This window comes from Mesorhizobium sp. RSR380A, from assembly GCF_054719385.1.
The window spans coordinates 293,001-308,994 of record NZ_JBTTIB010000001.1 but is presented as its reverse complement, the minus strand read 5'-3'; the positions used below and the strand labels follow the sequence as shown (position 1 = coordinate 308,994).

Annotated in this window: 19 protein-coding genes and 2 pseudogenes; 8 read left to right on the top strand and 13 right to left on the bottom strand. The window is 62.4% G+C overall.

The genetic code is table 11. The features are described from left to right. Positions 1-37 precede the first annotated feature (37 nt). Entirely contained in the window at positions 38-397 is a 360-nt protein-coding gene (locus ACYG9Z_RS01650; protein ID WP_023667554.1) for a diacylglycerol kinase, read from the top strand. A gap of 40 nt (positions 398-437) precedes the next feature. Next, complete coding sequence (locus tag ACYG9Z_RS01645) at positions 438-1,025, top strand: hemerythrin domain-containing protein (protein ID WP_023751508.1); 588 nt, start codon at positions 438-440, stop codon at positions 1,023-1,025. 3 nt (positions 1,026-1,028) lie between these two features. Here ACYG9Z_RS01645 and ACYG9Z_RS01640 read toward each other — a convergent pair whose 3' ends face one another. Both ACYG9Z_RS01640 and ACYG9Z_RS01635 read right to left on the bottom strand, forming a co-directional pair. Then, positions 1,029-1,637, bottom strand: a complete 609-nt coding sequence (locus tag ACYG9Z_RS01640) for a DedA family protein (RefSeq protein ID WP_023695416.1) — start codon at positions 1,635-1,637, stop codon at positions 1,029-1,031. Continuing rightward, the gene (locus tag ACYG9Z_RS01635) at positions 1,634-2,197 is read right to left on the bottom strand and encodes a DUF1003 domain-containing protein (protein ID WP_023667551.1); all 564 of its coding nucleotides are present in this window, start codon (positions 2,195-2,197) and stop codon (positions 1,634-1,636) included. The genes ACYG9Z_RS01640 and ACYG9Z_RS01635 overlap by 4 nt, the downstream gene beginning before the upstream one ends. A 91-nt stretch (positions 2,198-2,288) precedes the next feature. Here ACYG9Z_RS01635 and ACYG9Z_RS01630 point away from each other — a divergent pair. The 4 genes and pseudogenes from ACYG9Z_RS01630 to ACYG9Z_RS01615 all read left to right on the top strand — a co-directional run bounded on the left by ACYG9Z_RS01630 (position 2,289) and on the right by ACYG9Z_RS01615 (position 7,626). Continuing rightward, positions 2,289-2,997, top strand: a pseudogene (locus ACYG9Z_RS01630) (DNA-3-methyladenine glycosylase I). A 103-nt stretch (positions 2,998-3,100) separates the two neighbouring features. After that, positions 3,101-4,816 carry an NAD+ synthase gene (locus tag ACYG9Z_RS01625; protein WP_023751507.1) on the top strand — a complete coding sequence of 572 codons (1,716 nt, stop codon included), beginning with the start codon at positions 3,101-3,103 and terminating at the stop codon, positions 4,814-4,816. Positions 4,817-5,021: 205 nt separating this feature from the next. Continuing rightward, the gene (locus ACYG9Z_RS01620) at positions 5,022-5,432 is read left to right on the top strand and encodes a GNAT family N-acetyltransferase (protein ID WP_023695412.1); all 411 of its coding nucleotides are present in this window, start codon (positions 5,022-5,024) and stop codon (positions 5,430-5,432) included. Between the two features lie 388 nt (positions 5,433-5,820). Beyond that, the gene (locus tag ACYG9Z_RS01615; RefSeq protein ID WP_023751506.1) at positions 5,821-7,626 is read left to right on the top strand and encodes an ABC transporter ATP-binding protein; all 1,806 of its coding nucleotides are present in this window, start codon (positions 5,821-5,823) and stop codon (positions 7,624-7,626) included. Positions 7,627-7,669: 43 nt separating this feature from the next. Here ACYG9Z_RS01615 and ACYG9Z_RS01610 read toward each other — a convergent pair whose 3' ends face one another. The 7 genes and pseudogenes from ACYG9Z_RS01610 to ACYG9Z_RS01580 form a co-directional block, all read right to left on the bottom strand. Next, complete coding sequence (locus ACYG9Z_RS01610) at positions 7,670-8,083, bottom strand: GFA family protein (RefSeq protein WP_023751505.1); 414 nt, start codon at positions 8,081-8,083, stop codon at positions 7,670-7,672. A 20-nt stretch (positions 8,084-8,103) separates the two neighbouring features. Continuing rightward, the gene (locus tag ACYG9Z_RS01605; RefSeq protein WP_023704564.1) at positions 8,104-8,568 is read right to left on the bottom strand and encodes an SRPBCC family protein; all 465 of its coding nucleotides are present in this window, start codon (positions 8,566-8,568) and stop codon (positions 8,104-8,106) included. Beyond that, positions 8,565-8,885: an ArsR/SmtB family transcription factor gene (locus ACYG9Z_RS01600; protein ID WP_023751504.1), complete on the bottom strand. Its 321-nt coding sequence runs from the start codon at positions 8,883-8,885 to the stop codon at positions 8,565-8,567. Before ACYG9Z_RS01600 ends, ACYG9Z_RS01605 begins: the two co-directional genes overlap by 4 nt. 185 nt (positions 8,886-9,070) lie before the next feature. Further along, positions 9,071-9,569: pseudogene (locus ACYG9Z_RS01595) on the bottom strand (NUDIX hydrolase). Positions 9,570-9,775: 206 nt separating this feature from the next. Continuing rightward, a complete protein-coding gene (gpt, locus tag ACYG9Z_RS01590) occupies positions 9,776-10,276 on the bottom strand; it encodes a xanthine phosphoribosyltransferase (RefSeq protein ID WP_023667540.1) in 501 nt (166 codons plus the stop codon). Between the two features lie 86 nt (positions 10,277-10,362). Continuing rightward, complete coding sequence (locus ACYG9Z_RS01585; protein WP_023681540.1) at positions 10,363-11,196, bottom strand: universal stress protein; 834 nt, start codon at positions 11,194-11,196, stop codon at positions 10,363-10,365. Positions 11,197-11,294: 98 nt separating this feature from the next. Next, on the bottom strand, positions 11,295-12,035 hold the full coding sequence (locus ACYG9Z_RS01580) for a competence/damage-inducible protein A (protein ID WP_023681539.1): 741 nt from the start codon (positions 12,033-12,035) through the stop codon (positions 11,295-11,297). Positions 12,036-12,210: 175 nt separating this feature from the next. Between ACYG9Z_RS01580 and ACYG9Z_RS01575 the strand changes: the two genes are divergently transcribed. Next, entirely contained in the window at positions 12,211-13,212 is a 1,002-nt protein-coding gene (locus ACYG9Z_RS01575; protein ID WP_050586824.1) for an alpha/beta fold hydrolase, read from the top strand. Between the two features lie 65 nt (positions 13,213-13,277). Beyond that, complete coding sequence (locus ACYG9Z_RS01570) at positions 13,278-13,550, top strand: hypothetical protein (RefSeq protein ID WP_023688343.1); 273 nt, start codon at positions 13,278-13,280, stop codon at positions 13,548-13,550. Between the two features lie 119 nt (positions 13,551-13,669). On the opposite strand, the gene ACYG9Z_RS01565 is transcribed toward ACYG9Z_RS01570, so the two are convergent. The 4 genes from ACYG9Z_RS01565 to ACYG9Z_RS01550 form a co-directional block, all read right to left on the bottom strand. Next, a complete protein-coding gene (locus ACYG9Z_RS01565; protein WP_023667535.1) occupies positions 13,670-13,909 on the bottom strand; it encodes a DUF2188 domain-containing protein in 240 nt (79 codons plus the stop codon). A gap of 59 nt (positions 13,910-13,968) precedes the next feature. Next, positions 13,969-14,247, bottom strand: a complete 279-nt coding sequence (locus ACYG9Z_RS01560; RefSeq protein WP_032891817.1) for a DUF982 domain-containing protein — start codon at positions 14,245-14,247, stop codon at positions 13,969-13,971. Positions 14,248-14,331: 84 nt separating this feature from the next. After that, complete coding sequence (locus ACYG9Z_RS01555) at positions 14,332-14,646, bottom strand: SH3 domain-containing protein (RefSeq protein WP_023701166.1); 315 nt, start codon at positions 14,644-14,646, stop codon at positions 14,332-14,334. A gap of 124 nt (positions 14,647-14,770) precedes the next feature. Beyond that, a complete protein-coding gene (locus ACYG9Z_RS01550) occupies positions 14,771-15,868 on the bottom strand; it encodes an NADH:flavin oxidoreductase/NADH oxidase (protein ID WP_023701165.1) in 1,098 nt (365 codons plus the stop codon). Positions 15,869-15,994: the final 126 nt, after the last annotated feature.

The window sequence follows — 15,994 nt, the reverse complement described above, 5'->3', positions numbered from 1 at the left end:
GCGATATCCCCTGCCGGTGATTCGAAGGGGATGCGGCATGCAGCGGCTGATCGGTGCTTACTTCAATTCTGTGCGAGCCTTTCGCAAGCTCGCCGCCAGCGAAAGGGCATTTCAGCAGGAACTGATGCTGCTGGTGCTGGCGCTGCCGCTCGGCTGGTTCGTCTCGGTCTCGTGGCGCGGCTACGCGCTGTTGATCGGCGCGGTGCTGCTGCTCATCATGGTCGAAGTGCTGAACACCGGCATCGAGGCAGCCTGCGATGCCTTCAGTCGCGAGTTCAACGTCGACATCCAACTTGCCAAGGACTGCGGCTCGCTGGCGGTGCTGATTTCGGTCGTCATCGTCGCCGGCGTCTGGGGAATCGCCCTCATCGAGCGCATCACGGGACTACCGATCTGATCTGAACGCTCCCATATGTTAGTCACCAAAGGAGACTGACGTGGAAGCCAATTTTCTGCTGCTTGAAAGAGCCGGCCTGCCGGAAGACCTGCGCTGGCTGGCGGAAAAATATCCGCGCGAGACATGGCAGGGCCACGCCAACATCCACGGCATGGCAAACATGTGGCTGCAGCGGCACGACATGTTCCGAGAGCTGGGCGGCATGCTCACCAACGGCATTGGCGACTATCGCGAAGGCAGGCTGACGGCGCCGGATTTCGCGCGCTGGTTCGCGCCGCGGCTGAACCACTTTCTCGGCAATCTCGACGGCCACCACAATGTCGAGGACTACCAATATTTCCCGGCTTTCGCCAAGGCGGAGCCGCGCCTGAAGCGCGGCTTCGAAATCCTCGATGCCGACCATCACACCATTCATGAGGGGATGGAGCGCAACGCCGAGACGGCGAACGCCTTCATCCGCACGCTCGAGGAGAGCGAGGACAGGCAGCGCTTCGCCGCCGACGCCTATGCGGACGAGAACAGCCGGCTGATCGCCATGCTGAAGCGGCATCTGGCCGACGAGGAAGATCTCATCATCCCGCTGATCCTCGATCGCGGCGACCGGGCTCTGGTCGAGGACGACGACTGAACCTTACGATGTGGTTTCGCTGTCGCGGGCGTCCTTGGCGCGCTCCTTGCCGGCGACGGTGCGGGCGATGAGCCAGGCAAGGATGGCGACACCCAGACCTATGGCAAGCGCGATCAGCAGCCGTTCGTGATGGAGCAGTGCCTTGCCTATCATCTGCTCGGCGCCGAGGCCGAAGACGTAGCCGATGCCGCAGAACAAAGCCGCCCAGACCAGCGACGACACCGCGTTGAGGATAACGAAGCGCGCTACCGAAATGCTGGCGAAACCGGCCGCGATGCCGCCGACCAGGCGCAGGCCATAGATGTAGCGGTTGGACAGGACGAATATGTTGGGATGGGACGAGACGAGACGGTAGGCGTGGTTGAAGCCGGGCCTCGCCTTCAGTTTCAGCACCCTGGGATGGTCGGCAAAGCTGCGGCCGAGGACGAAGAAAAACGTGTCGCCGACGAAGGCGCCAATGGCGGCCGCGAGGAAAGCTTTCCAGAGGATGAAGACATGCTGATGGGCGAAGAAGCCGCCGAGGATGGCCGCACTTTCGCCTTCGGCGACACAGCCCAGGAAAACCGCGATCAACCCGTATTGCTCGATGAGGTGATGGACGATCCCGGTCATTGAGAGGTTTGCCGGCCCGACAGTTTTTCGTCTATGCGGTTCACCTGTTCGGCCAGGCGCGCAATGTCCTCGCGCACGCCGATGATCTGGCTGTGGCGCAGTTCGTCCAGCTTTTCATGCAGAGCCATGATCTCGATCTCGGCCTTGAGGTTGACCTCATAGTCATGCGCGGCGTCGATGCGGTCGCGCGCGGCCTGGCGGTTCTGCGACATCATGATCACCGGCGCCTGCAGGGCGGCGATCATCGACAGCACGAGATTGAGGAAGATGAAGGGGTAGGGATCGAATGAGTCTCGTCCCAGCAGCCACCAATTGGCGCCGATCCACAGCACCAGGAAAGCAATGAAGGACAGGATGAACGTCCACGAGCCGCCGATGCGGGCAATGGCATCGGCGATCCGGTCGCCGGCGCCCTGAAGGCCGGTGAGGCTGTCGTTGATATCCTGCGAGATGGGCTTGCGGTCGACAGTGCTCTGCAACACCCGCCGCTCGAGCTCGCTGAGGGTTTCAGGCGTTCGCCTCAACCAGCGGTTGGCAAGTTCTGGCACGGTCTTGTGCATGGATGTCTCCATAGGAAAAGCGTCGGCTTGGCAGCCTTGTTTGCATATAGGAAGATGGCGTTTCGTCAAAAGCGCGGCGCGAGGATGCAGGATGCCCGATTTCGCGAAGATTCGCGCCCGTGCTGCAAAACGCAAAGGCGGCGACGCGGTGCTGACCTCGCTGCTCGGGCCGGCGTCTGACAATGCTGCGATTGCCGACATTACGGACGATCGCATCCTGTCGACGATGGCCGAGCGGGTATTTGCCGCCGGCTTCGTCTGGCGCGTTATCGAACAGAAATGGCCTGGGTTCGAGGACGCGTTTCTCCATTTCGAGCCGAAACGGCTGTTGTTTCAGCCTGATGACTTCTGGCACGACCTGACGGCCGACAAGCGCATCGTGCGCAACCCGCAGAAGATCAAATCCGTCCGCGACAACGCCGCCTTCGTTGAGCGTGTGTCGAAGGAACATGGCGGTTTCGGCAAATTCCTCGCGGAGTGGCCTGGCGACGACCAGGTCGGGCTGATGGCGTATCTCGGCAAGCATGGCAGCCGGCTTGGCGGCAACACCGGCCAGTATTTCCTGCGCTGGCTGGGCTGGGACGCATTTGTCATCTCAGCCGATGGGGGCGGCACTGCGCGACGCCGGCCTCGACATTGCGGAAAGCCCGACGTCGAAGAGGTACCTGGCCAAGATCCAGATGCAACTGAACGAATGGCATGTCGAAACCGGTTTGCCCTATCAGCATCTGTCACGCATTTTGTCGCTGTCCATTGGTGCGAACCATTCGGCCGAAGAGATCCGGGAATGGTGGGAATAGCGGGATCGGGTTGAGCCGGCCGTCCACTGAGGTTCGCATCTGGCATATGGTCTTGAAACACCGTGCCATTGCCGGAGCAATTTTGCCGCGCTAAACCGCACACATGACCAAAAAGACCGCACCCGATATTCTGCGCATCGCCGTTGCCCAGCTCAACCCGACGGTCGGCGATGTCGCCGGCAACCTTGCCAAGGCGCGCGAGGCGAGGGCCGATGCCGCCCGCCAGGGCGCCGACATCGTGCTCTACACCGAGCTTTTCCTTGCCGGTTACCCGCCGGAGGACCTGGTGCTGAAGCCGGCCTTCCTCAAGGTTTGCGAGAAGGCCGCTCAGGACTTCGCCGGAGATACCGCCGACGGCGGGCCGGGCGTCATCATCGGCACGCCGTTGAAGCGCAAGAGCGGCACCCACAATTCGATCATCGTCGCCGATGGCGGCAAGATCCTCGCCGAGCGCTACAAGCTCGATTTGCCAAACTATGGCGAGTTCGACGAGAAGCGCGTCTTTCAGGCCGGCCCCGAGGCTCAGGGACCCGTCAACTTCCGCGGTGTGCGCATCGGAATTCCGATCTGCGAGGACATCTGGGGCGACGTCGGCATCTGTGAAACCCTGGCCGAGAGCGGCGCGGAAATCCTGCTGGTGCCGAACGGCTCGCCCTACTACCGCGCCAAGATGGACGTGCGCCATCAGGTCGTTATCCGCCAGGTCATCGAGACCGGTTTGCCGATGATCTATGCCAATCAGATCGGCGGCCAGGATGAGCTGATCTTCGACGGCGCCTCTTTTGCCATAGGCGCCGACAAGACGCTTGCCTTCCAGATGAGCCAGTTCGAGGAAACTGTCGACGTCACCACCTGGAAGCGCAACCGCGTCGCCGCAGGCGCGCAAAACGCAGAAGAGTTCGACGGCTGGGTCTGCTCGGAAGGGCCGATGTCGAAAATCCCCGAGCGCGAAGAGGCGGACTACCGCGCCTGCATGCTCGGCCTGCGCGACTACGTCAACAAGAACGGCTTCAAGAACGTGGTGCTGGGTCTCTCCGGCGGCATCGATTCGGCGATCTGCGCGGCCCTTGCCGTCGACGCACTTGGCGAGGAGCGGCTGCGGGCGGTGATGATGCCCTACCGCTATACCTCGGAGGATTCACTGAAGGATGCCGAGGATTGCGCCCGTGCGCTTGGCTGCCGCTATGACATCGTGCCGATCTTCGAACCGGTCGAGGGTTTCCTACACACGCTGGCGCAGCTTTTTGAAGGCACCAAGGAAGGCATCACCGAAGAGAATCTACAGAGCCGCGCGCGCGGCACGATCCTGATGGCGATTTCCAACAAGTTCGGCTCGATGGTCGTCACCACGGGCAACAAGAGCGAGATGTCGGTGGGCTACGCCACGCTTTATGGCGACATGAATGGCGGCTTCAACCCGATAAAAGACCTCTACAAGATGCAGGTCTATGCGCTGTCGCGCTGGCGCAACAGCCATGTGCCGCCGGGCGCGCTCGGTCCCTCAGGCGAGGTGATCCCCAGGAATATCATCGACAAGGCGCCGTCGGCGGAATTGCGCGAGAACCAAACCGACCAGGATTCGCTGCCGCCCTATCCGGTGCTGGACGACATTCTGGAATGCCTGGTCGAGAACGAAATGGGCGTCGACGACATCGTCGCGCGCGGCCACGACCGGGCGACGGTGACGCGCGTCGAACATTTGCTCTACATTGCCGAGTACAAACGCCGGCAAGCGGCGCCGGGTGTGAAGATCACCCGTAAGAATTTTGGCCGCGACCGCCGCTATCCCATCACCAACCGTTTCAGGGATCGCGGCTAAACATCTGATTAAATTGATGAAGCTTGGGGGGCGCATCTTTATCAGCTATTTCAAGGGAACGCTGAGTATCACATCCTGCGCTTCAAGAACGGCAAGATCAGGGAGCAGGGGCGCGGCATTTCGTGGTGCCGTAAGCGCGTCAGGTCGGTAACCAAACCACGGGCCGGACCGAAATTCGGCCGCCCTCCATTCTTTGCGAGGCACCATGCCCGACTGTGAAATCAGCTTCGACATGTCACGGATCGATTTCCGGGCGACCTCCGATCTGTTGATGGCGAGTTATTGGGGCGCCGGCCGCAGCGATGAGTTTCATCGCCGCGCCTTTGCCAACTCGTTCTGCACCGCGGCCTATATCGACGGGAACCAAGTCGGTTTTGGCCGGGCCATCACCGACCGTACGGTGTTTGCCTATCTCGCCGACATCATCATCTGGCCGCAGCATCGCGGCCAAGGCATTGGCTTGCAACTGGTGCAGGCGCTCATCGACCACCCTGAACTCAGCACGGTCTCGCACTGGAGCCTGTCGACCAGTGACGCGCATGGCCTTTATGAGAAGCTGGGCTTCAAGGCATCAACCGACGGCCGCTACATGCGCCTCGATCGCAACCCGGAATGAGGCATAGCGAGGGGGGTTGACCGGCTGTTGTTGCAAAATAACCTCACTGGTTGGACCAGTTACGCTTTGCCACGTGCCCGGCCTTGGCGATCCTTCATGGCGTCTCTATAAGGACCTCTCCGCAAGTGTCTTGCGGGAGGTCTGAATGGCAGTATTTCACATGGTAATGCGAGGCCGCGAAGCCTAGGTCTCACCTGGCGTCCGGCGAAGGTTTGCCCTTCGCACCGATGCCGGTCGAGTACAGGCTTCTGCCGATGCCGGTCGCCACCCGACAACCCGGGGCGCGCCGCCACCTATGCCGAACCTCCGCAGCCGGGCGAATTGCCCAGCGCGGTTTTCAATTTTCAGACCTTACCGGGACCGGGCAGATTTGCGCCCGGATGACATCATGACTCGTTTTCGAATCGATCTGCGTGCAAGCGCCTTTCGCAGCGTTCTTGGCTTCACGCTCAGCCACTGGCGGCGCCAGCCGTGGCGGCTTTCGCTGATCATGGGCAGCTTCCTGCTGTCGACCCTGGCCGACGTCTTGACGCCGCTCTATTCCGGCCGGCTGGTCGACGCCGTCGCCAGCAGTGCGTTGGCTGACGATGTCGCGTGGAATGCGGCAATGGCGGCGTTCTTCGCGCTCATCGCTTTGGCGCTGACCGGCGTGGTGCTGCGCAACCTGGCTTTCATGGGCATTGTCGAGCTGACGCTGAAGATGATGGCCGACATCGCCGCCGACTCGTTCTATCGCGTGCAGCGCTTCTCAACCGACTGGCACGCCAACAGCTTTGCCGGATCGACGGTGCGCAAGGTCACGCGCGGCATGTGGGCTCTCGACCTGCTCAATGACACCATCCTGATTGCGTTGTTGCCATCGGTCGCCATGCTGGTCGGCTCGACGTTGCTGCTCGGCTGGTTCTGGCCGCTGATGGGGCTGGTCGTGGCAGTCGGCTCGGTGCTGTTCATCACGGTGACGGCGCTGCTGTCGCTCGGCTATGTCGCGCCCGCGGCACGGCTCGCCAACAGCTGGGATACGCGGCTTGGCGGCTCGCTTGCCGATGCGGTGAGCTGCAATGCCGTGGTCAAGGGTTTCGGCGCCGAGACGCGCGAGGAAACGCGTCTTGCCAAGGTCGTCGCCAAATGGCGCGCGCGGACCAGCCGCACTTGGGTGCGCGGCACCATCAACGGCACGACGCAAGGCGCCATGCTGCTGGTGCTGCGGACGGCAGTGATCGGCCTGTCGCTGATGCTGTGGGCCTGGGGCCAGGCAAGTGCGGGCGATGTCGCCTTCGTGCTGACCTCGTTCTTCGTGCTGCAGGGCTACCTCAGGGACATCGGCACGCATATCCGCAATTTGCAGCGTTCGATCAACGACATGGAGGAACTGGTCGATTTCCAGTCGCAACCGCTCGGCATCGAGGACCGGCCCGGCGCCAAGCCGATCCGGATCACGCATGGCCACATCGCCTTCGATAACGTCACCTTCCACTATGGCAGCCATCGCCTGCCGCTCTACCGCGGCTTTTCGGTGGAGATAGCGGCGGGCGAGCGGGTCGGACTGGTCGGTCATTCCGGCTCGGGCAAGACGACCTTCGTGAAGCTGATCCAGCGTCTCTATGATGTCAGCGGCGGCAGGATCCTGATAGATGGCCAAGACATCTCGCAGGTTGCACAGGCGTCGCTGCGCGCACAGATTGCCATCGTCCAGCAGGAGCCCATCCTGTTCCACCGCTCGCTGGCGGAAAACATCGCCTACGCCCGACCGGACGCCACGCAGGCCGAGATCGAGCATGCCGCGAAGCTCGCCAGCGCGCATGATTTCATCACCAACCTGCCGAAGGGCTACGGCACGCTGGTCGGTGAACGCGGCGTGAAACTGTCGGGCGGCGAGCGCCAGCGGGTGGCGATCGCACGTGCCTTCCTGGCGGATGCGCGCATCCTGATCCTGGACGAGGCGACATCGAGCCTCGATTCGGAATCGGAAGTGCTGATCCAGCAGGCGATGGAGCGGCTGATGGTTGGCCGCACGACGCTGGTCATCGCGCACCGTCTGTCGACGGTGCGGGCGCTGGACAGGCTGCTCGTGTTCGACCGTGGCAAGATCGTCGAGGAAGGCTCGCATGACGAGCTGATCCGGCTGAAGGGCGGCATCTACCGCCGCCTGTTCGAGCGGCAGGCGCTGGAACTGACCAAGGGCCTAGTGATCTGAGTTGAACGCAGAGCCCTATCCGAGGGATAGGGCTCTGCCTGGTTCATCCAGGCATTCGCTCGAATGGCTGAAGCGCTGGGTCGATCGTGTCCCAGACGTGGCCGCGCACGGTGTAGGTGACCGCCTGCGGGTCGAACTGGCCGGGATCGTCGAGGCTCGTGGCCTGGATCGCCGTCACCTCCGGCATGGCGACGAACGTTACGTAGACCGGCGTGCCGCAGGTCGGGCAAAAGGCCTGGGCTTTTTCATTGCCGCTGTCGGCGATCATCCGCCATGTGCTCGGCTCGCCGGTGATCTTTACGTCAGCGCGCCGGCCGAAGGTCACATAGGAACAATGGCCAGTACCGCTGCGCTTTTGGCAATCGAGGCATTGGCAGTGGTTCTGAAAGATCGGCTCGCCGCTGGCCTCATAGCGGATCGCGCCGCAGGCGCAGCCGCCGGCAAAGTGCTTGGTCATCATCGTTCTCCGCGGTTGCTTCAGGCTGATTTCGGCTTGGCGAAAAGGTCGATGCCCGTGCCGGTTTCGAGGAAGGATTTCATACTGGACAGCACGGCTGGCCAGCCTTGGCTGACGCCTTTGGCCATGCCGCTGCCGGCTTCGAGCTCGTCATGGCTGACGGTCAGCTTGACCATGGTGTCGTATTCCTCGATGGCGAACGTCACCCGGCTATGCTTGGTCGGATCGTCGGCCTGCGAAGCGTTGGCCCAGCTCATGACCAGGCGGGTTGGCGGCGAGATTTCGACCACCTTGCCGACGAGTTCAACAGAGCGCTCCTCATTGGCGCGAATATGTTCCCATTTCGAACCGGGCTTCCAGTCGGAGACGTTCTCGTGGCCCCAGTAGCGCTTGGCGATATCGGGCCTGGTGATGGCTTCGAACACCTTTTGTGGCGTCGATCTGATGTAGGTCACGTAGACAAAACTGGTGGTTTCCCGGGTCATTGGTCGTCTCCTTCGAGTTCTTGTTTCAGGTCGTGCAGCAGGCTCAGCCGCTGCCGTTCGAATTTTCGCACCCACCGCTCGTAGACTTCGTGCAGCGGCACGGGGTTGATGAAATGCAGCTTCTCTCGGCCACGCTTGACCGTGCTGATCAGATTGGCCGCCTCCAGCAGATCGATGTGCTGCGTGGCGGATTGCCTCGCCATGTCGAGATTTTGGCAAAGCTGGCCGAGCGTCTGTCCGTTCTTCTCACACAGAAGATCGAGCAGCCTTCTGCGGCTCGGGTCGCCCAGCGCTTTGAAAACCTTGTCGGCGTCCATCGGTCTCACTCATCTTGAAGACACAATATGCAGGTAAATACCTGCATGTCAAGCCGTGGCTAAGCTTGGCCTGAAGGGGAGGGATTTATAGTGTCGGATTGCTGGCGCGCGGAGCGAAGCACCGAGCCCGGAATCGGGGCAAGAACCGGTGCGGGCGCGCAGGACTATGCAGCGGTGGCTGTGAGCTACGCTCTAACGACGAACTTGTCGGGATCGGCGCAGAAATGGGCGATGATCTGGCAGAGGGCCGGTTCGTTGACCATGCGTACTGCCTCGGCCCCATTGACCCATTTGCGGGTGCGAGCGCGCTTTTCCTTCCAGCGGTCGGCAACGTGCTCGACCTGCAGCGGAAACACCAGCACTTCGCAAGGCACTTCCTCGCCGGACGCTAGGGCCTTGGCGTAGAAGTAACGACCGGCCTCGAAAAGCGAAATCTTGCCACGCAATCCGGCTTCCTCGCCCGCCTCGCGCGCCGCTGCCTCGCAGAGCGGCTCCCTGGCCTCGGGCCAGCCCTTCGGCAGCACCCAACGCCCGGTGTCTCGGCTGGTGATCAGCATGATCTCGACGCCGTCTTCCCTTATTGCGCCATGGCAAAGCGGCAACCTGCAGGCGACAAGGCGAAGTGCCGAAGAGCTTGCGGACCCTTTCAGCCAGATGGTCGTGTGTCGCCGGTGTCGTCAGCATCAGTGAAAGCTACCCCAGCCCTCAGAATCGTTAGCCGCCGTATGAATCTTACCGACAAGTGTAAGTCTTAAAAGTAAAAAACATCACACCAACCGTCCAATCCGCCAACAGGCGTCGATTCGACAGAATAATGTGCCTTCCAGTGTCTGTTTTCATAGCAGACGGGGCGGGTTTGGCCGTCTGGGCAGAAATGGGGCTGGCGCGAATCAGCCGGCGTGATCGTCGGCGATCGGCTTCTGGTAGGTGAAACCCATGTCCCAGGGAAAGTAGATCCAGGTGTCCTGGCTGACTTCGGTGATGAAGGTGTCGACCAGCGGCCGGCCTTTCGGCTTGGCGTAGACGGTGGCGAAATGCGCCTTGGGCATCATGGCGCGCACGATGCCTGCCGTCTTGCCGGTGTCTGTGAGGTCGTCGATGATCAACACGCCCGCGCCATCATCGGCGAGCAGCGCCGGCGTGATCTCCTTCAGCACCTGCAATTGCCCCTGGCTGGTGTAGTCGTGATAGGAGGCGACGCAGACCGTCTCGATGACGCGTATGCCGAGTTCGCGTGAGATGATGGCAGCGGGAACCAGGCCCCCACGGGTGATGCAGACGATGGCCTTCCACTGACCCTTGTTGGCGCCGGCAAGCCGCCAGGCGAGCGCCCGGGCATCGCGGTGGAACTGGTCCCAGGAGACCGGAAAGGCTTTTTCGGGAAGGGACATTCTGCACTCCGCGCGCAACATTGTGGAATGCGCGCGGAATTAACTGGAAAGTCAGGGCATTGGCAAGGGCGGGGCCAGCTGTGGAGTTACCGCGACAAAAAGGCCGCAACCGGCACGCTGCGCAACACGGTGCGCGTGACGCCGCCGAACAAAAGCTGACGCAGCCAGGAATGGCTGTAGGCGCCGAGCACCAGAAGGTCGGCTCCGGTCTCGGCGATCCGGGTCTGGATGACGTCATCGACCGAAGCATTACCCGATTTCTGCACCGACACGCTGACCGTTGCGCCATGCCTGGAGAGTGCCGCGGCGATCTCGGCGCCGGCGGCTTCCGGGTTGTCATCCAGCGTATCCGGCGGATCGATGACCAGAATGTCGGTCTTTTCGGCCTCGATGATGAAGGGCAGCGCGTCGAAGGCGGCACGCGCCGCCTCCTTGCTGCCGTTCCAGGCCAGCAGCACATGTTTGAATGTGGTGACCAACGGCCCCTCATGCGGCACCACCAGCACTGGCCGGCCGGCATCGTAAACCAGCGTGTCGACATCGGCGCTCGTGTCGCCCCCGGTCTCGCGCTGCGCGGCAATAATCAGATCGGCGGCGCGCACGCTGGAAATACCCGTCAGCGCGCTGTCGCCGGAAAAGCTCTCGAGGCTGCGCCATTCGAAGGAAAGGCCGGAATTCTCGATCCGCCCAACGAAAAGCGCCTGCAATTTCTCGGCGCGCTCGCGGTTCATGTCGGCGGAGACCTGCAGGAACTCAGTGTCGGGGAAGCCGGTTGCCGAGGTGTAGGGAACGGGCAGCGCTTCGGCATGGATGCCGATGAGATGGCTCTCGAACCGGTCGGCAAGCGGGATGGCGCAGTCGAGCACGCGTTCGGCGTCCTGTTCGTTCTGCAATATGGCGACGATGGTCTTGAAGCGCATGCGAAATCCCTCAAATCTGCCAGCGCGTGCTGCGCCCGAGGGAAAACGTGGGAGTGCGGTGCTTGGTTCCGGCCCGGCGATGGTCCGCGAACCCAGGGTCAATTGGCGGCGGTGAAGCCGGCCACCATCGCCTCGACGTCCTTGCGTGCCGAATCCAGCGCCTCCTGGCTGCGGGCGCGGACCACCAGCTCCGTCCAGAATTTGCCGTCGCCATATTTCGGATAGGAGCCGATGATGGTGTCGGGATGCGCCTTCTGGATGTCGCCCAGGGGACCGCCGATCAGGCCTTCGCCGAACGGGCAATGGACGGTGGCCGACAGCATCTTGGTGCCGGCCTTCAGCGTCGGCACGACATTGTCGAGCATGGCCTGGAAAATCGCCGGCACGCCGGCCATGACATGGACGTTGCCGATGCGAAAGCCGGGCGCGACGGAGACCGGATTGTCGATATGGTCGGCGCCGCGCGGCATGCGCGCCATGCGCTTGCGGGCCTCGGTGTATTCGATGCCGCGCGCGGCATAGCTCTCGCCCAGCATGGCATAGGCCTTGGCGTCGTATTCGCACGGCACCCCAAAAGCCTTGGAAACGGAATCGGCGGTGATGTCGTCATGCGTCGGGCCGATGCCACCGGTGGTAAAGACATAGGTGTAGCGGGCGCGTACGGCATTCACCGCAGCGACAATCTCGTCCTCCTCGTCGGGAACGATGCGCACTTCCTTCAGGTCGATGCCGATGGCCGTCATGATGTCGGCGAGGTGGCCGATATTTTTATCCTTGGTGCGGCCGGACAGAATCTCGTCGCCGATGACAAGCATGGCGGCAGTGACGATTTCAGGCATGGAAGGCTCCGGCAAACAGGCCCGTTGGCAGACAAGGTCGCCTGAGGCAGAAAGAAGGTCGCCTGAGATAGCGCGCCATCGAACTGGCGGCAATGCCGACACAAGCCGCCATCTGCCTTGCCGAGCGTTCGTCAGTGGGTGATGGTGCGCGCCGGTCCGCTTCCCGGGTGAAAACATGCTGGTATCGATTCTGCTTTGGCTTGTCGCCGGCCTGTCCGTGCTGGCTCTCGTCATCGTGGCCTGTCTGGTGGCCGCTACGCTCTGGATTGCCGCCAAGGCCGAAAGGCTGGTGCCGGCCAGCGGAAACTTCGTCGAGATCGACGGCAGCCGCATCCATTATGTCGAAACGGGCGAGGGACGGCCGATCCTGTTCGTGCACGGACTTGGCGCGCAACTCCACCAGTTTCGCCACACGCTGTTTGAGCGCTTTGGCCCTGGCTACCGCCTCATTGCACTCGACCGGCCGGGATCGGGCTATTCTGTTCGCGCGCGAGGAGCCACCGGCCGTCTGCCTGAACAGGTCGAGATCATCAGGCGCTTCATCGAAACACTCGGGCTGGAAAGGCCGCTCGTGGTCGGGCACTCGCTGGGGGGCGCCGTCGCGCTGACCCTGGCCTTGGAGCATCCCGGCGCGATTTCCGGCATCGCTTTGCTGGCGCCGCTGACGCATCTGGAAGCCGGCGCCCGCGAGAAAGCGGGCCTGCTCTATATCCGTTCGCGGCTTTGGCGCTGGATCATGGCCTACACCGTCGCGATACCGACAAGCCTCAGATATGCGCGGCAGACACTGGAGTTCATCTTCGCGCCGCAGGCCGTTCCCGCCGACTACATGATCGATGGCGGCGGATGGCTCGGGCTGAGGCCAAGCCATTTCCATGCAACCTCCACCGATTTCGTAGCGGTCGAACAGGATCTTGGCCGCATCGAAGAGCGCTATGAAGAGATCGCCATGCCGGCCGGCATTTTCTTCGGGACAGCCGATCGCGTCATCGCCATGCGCATACATGGGGAGCCGATGAAGGACAGGATCGAAGGGCTCGATTTCGAGACGGTCGAAGGCCTCGGCCACATGCCGCAATTCGTCGAGCCGGACCGCGTCATCGCCTTCATCAAGCGCATTGCCGAGCGGACATTCGCCGGCCAAGACCTCACCACAGCCTCACAACAATTTCACTGAACCATTCGGCTGATATCCGGTTTTACCCCGTGTCGCACCCAAGGCGGCGGATACGGAGTAATTCAATGTACAGGAAAGTTTTTGCAGCATCCGTGCTGACGATCGGTCTTGCCACATCGGCGATGGCGCAGTCATCGGACAGCACGTATTCCAACCATCACAGCTGGTGGCCGTTCGGGAACGAGCAGTCATCGACCGTCGACCAGAGCACCACCGGCAGCATCAATGCCGACGGCAGCCAAGGCTATGGCGGCGCTACGGGGCCGTGCGCCTCCGACCCGTCAGGACCCTATGGAAATGTGAGGCCCAACGTGAACGATCAATATTGCGGCAAGTGATCAAGCCGCGGCTTCGACTGACCGGCAGGATGTCCCGCCTGTTTGTTTTGACACGCAATTCCCAAGGGAATTGCTTAGGCGAGCATCCATGGCCGGCAGCGAAAGCTGAGGGGCAAGGATCAGTCGGAAACTTCGGTCTGCGGCCGGTCGCGGCCGTCGGCCAGTTCGTCGTGCCACTTGCCTTCGGCATCCTCATACTGGATGCCGTCCGTGGCGCCGGCGATCTGCTGTTCGGCCGAGGCGATCTCGGCGGCGCGCAGCGCATCCTGGTGGGTCGGGAATGTCTCCGAGAATGTCGAACCGACCTTGTAGGCCCAGCCCCCGTCATGCTCGACGATCTTGTAAGTCAGCTTCGCCATGGAATCCTCCGGTTCGTCCGTCCGCTCAATGCGGCCCGTTTTTCATTGCAATTTGGGCTTCAATGCAACTTGGCGTCTGGCAGCCGGTCTTCGGGAACCAGCACTTCCGATTCCTTGGCCGCTTCGATCAAAGCCCTGCGTGCATCGGCCGTCGAACGATAACCTTCCAGCACTTTGAGGCAAGTGTCGAGAGCATCACGATGGCGCGGGCCGCGATTGAGCGGCCACACCGTCATCAGACACTCCGCCGCTTCCTGGGTGCTGCGGATCTGGCGATATTTGCCGACATGGCCGAGTTCGACCACGACCGGGGTTTCAAAAGGTTTGTTATCCATGATGGCCGCAACGCAAAGCAGCCAATATGGTTGCAAAAGTGGCCGTCAGCCTGCGCCCAAACGTCTCACCAACCGCAATCGTTGGTCTCAGTAACCGCAGTCGTTGCGCAGCCAGTGGGCGTTGGCCCAGCCGGTCCGTCCGCCGATTTCGACCTGGTACCAGTTGCCGCGGCGGTCGAAAATCTCCGTGTGGTCGCCGTTGAACAATTGCCCGATCATGCGCGACGACGAGTTCGGCCGTACGCGCACGGCGAGAAACCCGCTGCCGGTATCCAGATCGTAGTGCCTGGACAGGCCGTGCACCGTGCCTTCGCAATATTGCGCGCCGACCGGAGACGACGCGGCGAACGACAGTGCGACCACCAGAGCGGCTGCCGCCGGATAGATTGCCCTTGATGCCATGGACTTTGCTCCCAATCCGGCCGCCAAGGCGGCCTGCCCCCAGGGACTATAGCGGGCGGATTAACGCGAAGCTGCGGCAATCTGTCCAGCAGATGCGTTTGGCGCATCCGTCGGCGCTGCCTGTTCAGCCCTTCGTCCAATGCTGCATCGTCGTCACCGAGCGGGCGAGCTGTGGCGCGGGATGGATTTTCTCGCTGAAGGTGGCGGCGGCGCGCCAGCCCCAGCGCGGATCGGCGAGGAAGGCGCGGGCCAGCGCGACTATGTCGGCGCGGCCGTCGGCGACGATCGCCTCTGCCTGCGAGGGATCGTCGATCAGGCCGACAGCCCGTGTCGGGATGCCGGCGCCCTTGCGCACCGCTTCGGCCAGATGCACCTGATAGCCGGCGCCGGTCGGCAGCTTCTGCAACGGCGAATTGCCGCCGCTCGAACAGCAGATATAGGCAACATCAAGCGCCTTCAAGGCTTTGGCCACCTCGATCGCCTCTTCGACCTCGAAGCCGCCATCGACCCAGTCCTTCACCGACAGGCGGGCGCCAAGCATCAGGTTTGGAACTGCCTTCCTCACCGATTTGGCGATCTCGATGAGGAAGCGCATGCGGTTTTCCAGCGAGCCGCCCCAGCGGTCGGTGCGCTGGTTGGAAAGCGGCGACAGGAACTGGAAGATCAGATAGCCGTGCGCGGCGTGCAACTCGAGGAAGTCGAAGCCGGCGCGCTCGGCCCGCTTCGCGGCTTGAGTGAAGCGCTCGATAAGCTGCAGGATTTCATCCTCCTCCAGCGCATGCGGCACATTCCAGCCGGTGTCATAGGCGATGGCCGAGGCCGAGACGGTCTGCCAGGGATCCTCGCCCGGCTGCAATGGGCCGCCGCCTTCCCAGGGCTTTCGGTTGGAGGCCTTGCGGCCGGCATGGGCAAGCTGAATGCCGAATTTCGTTTCCGGCGCGGCGACGCGCCTTGCTGCATCCAGCGTGCGCCGGGCGGCCGCCTCGTTGTCGTCGGAATAGAGGCCGAGGCAGCCATGGGTGATGCGGCCGCGCCGTTCGACGTCGGTCATCTCGACGGTGACCATGCCGGCGCCCGACATCGCCAAGTTCATCCAGTGATAGAGATGCCAGTCGCTGGCCGAGCCATCTTCGGCGGAATACTGGCACATCGGCGCCACCGCGATACGGTTCGGAAAGGTCAGGCCGTCGAGAGCGATCGGCTGGAAAAGCGCTGCGGTCATCAAAAAACTCCGGAGAGGGACTGCAGCTATTTAGGCGATGGCAGTTGCCGGCACCAGACACGAGGCGGTGAAAGCTTCGCCGTTTCGGTTGCGCGCAAAACCGTTCGCGGTTACGCCATGGCGCCG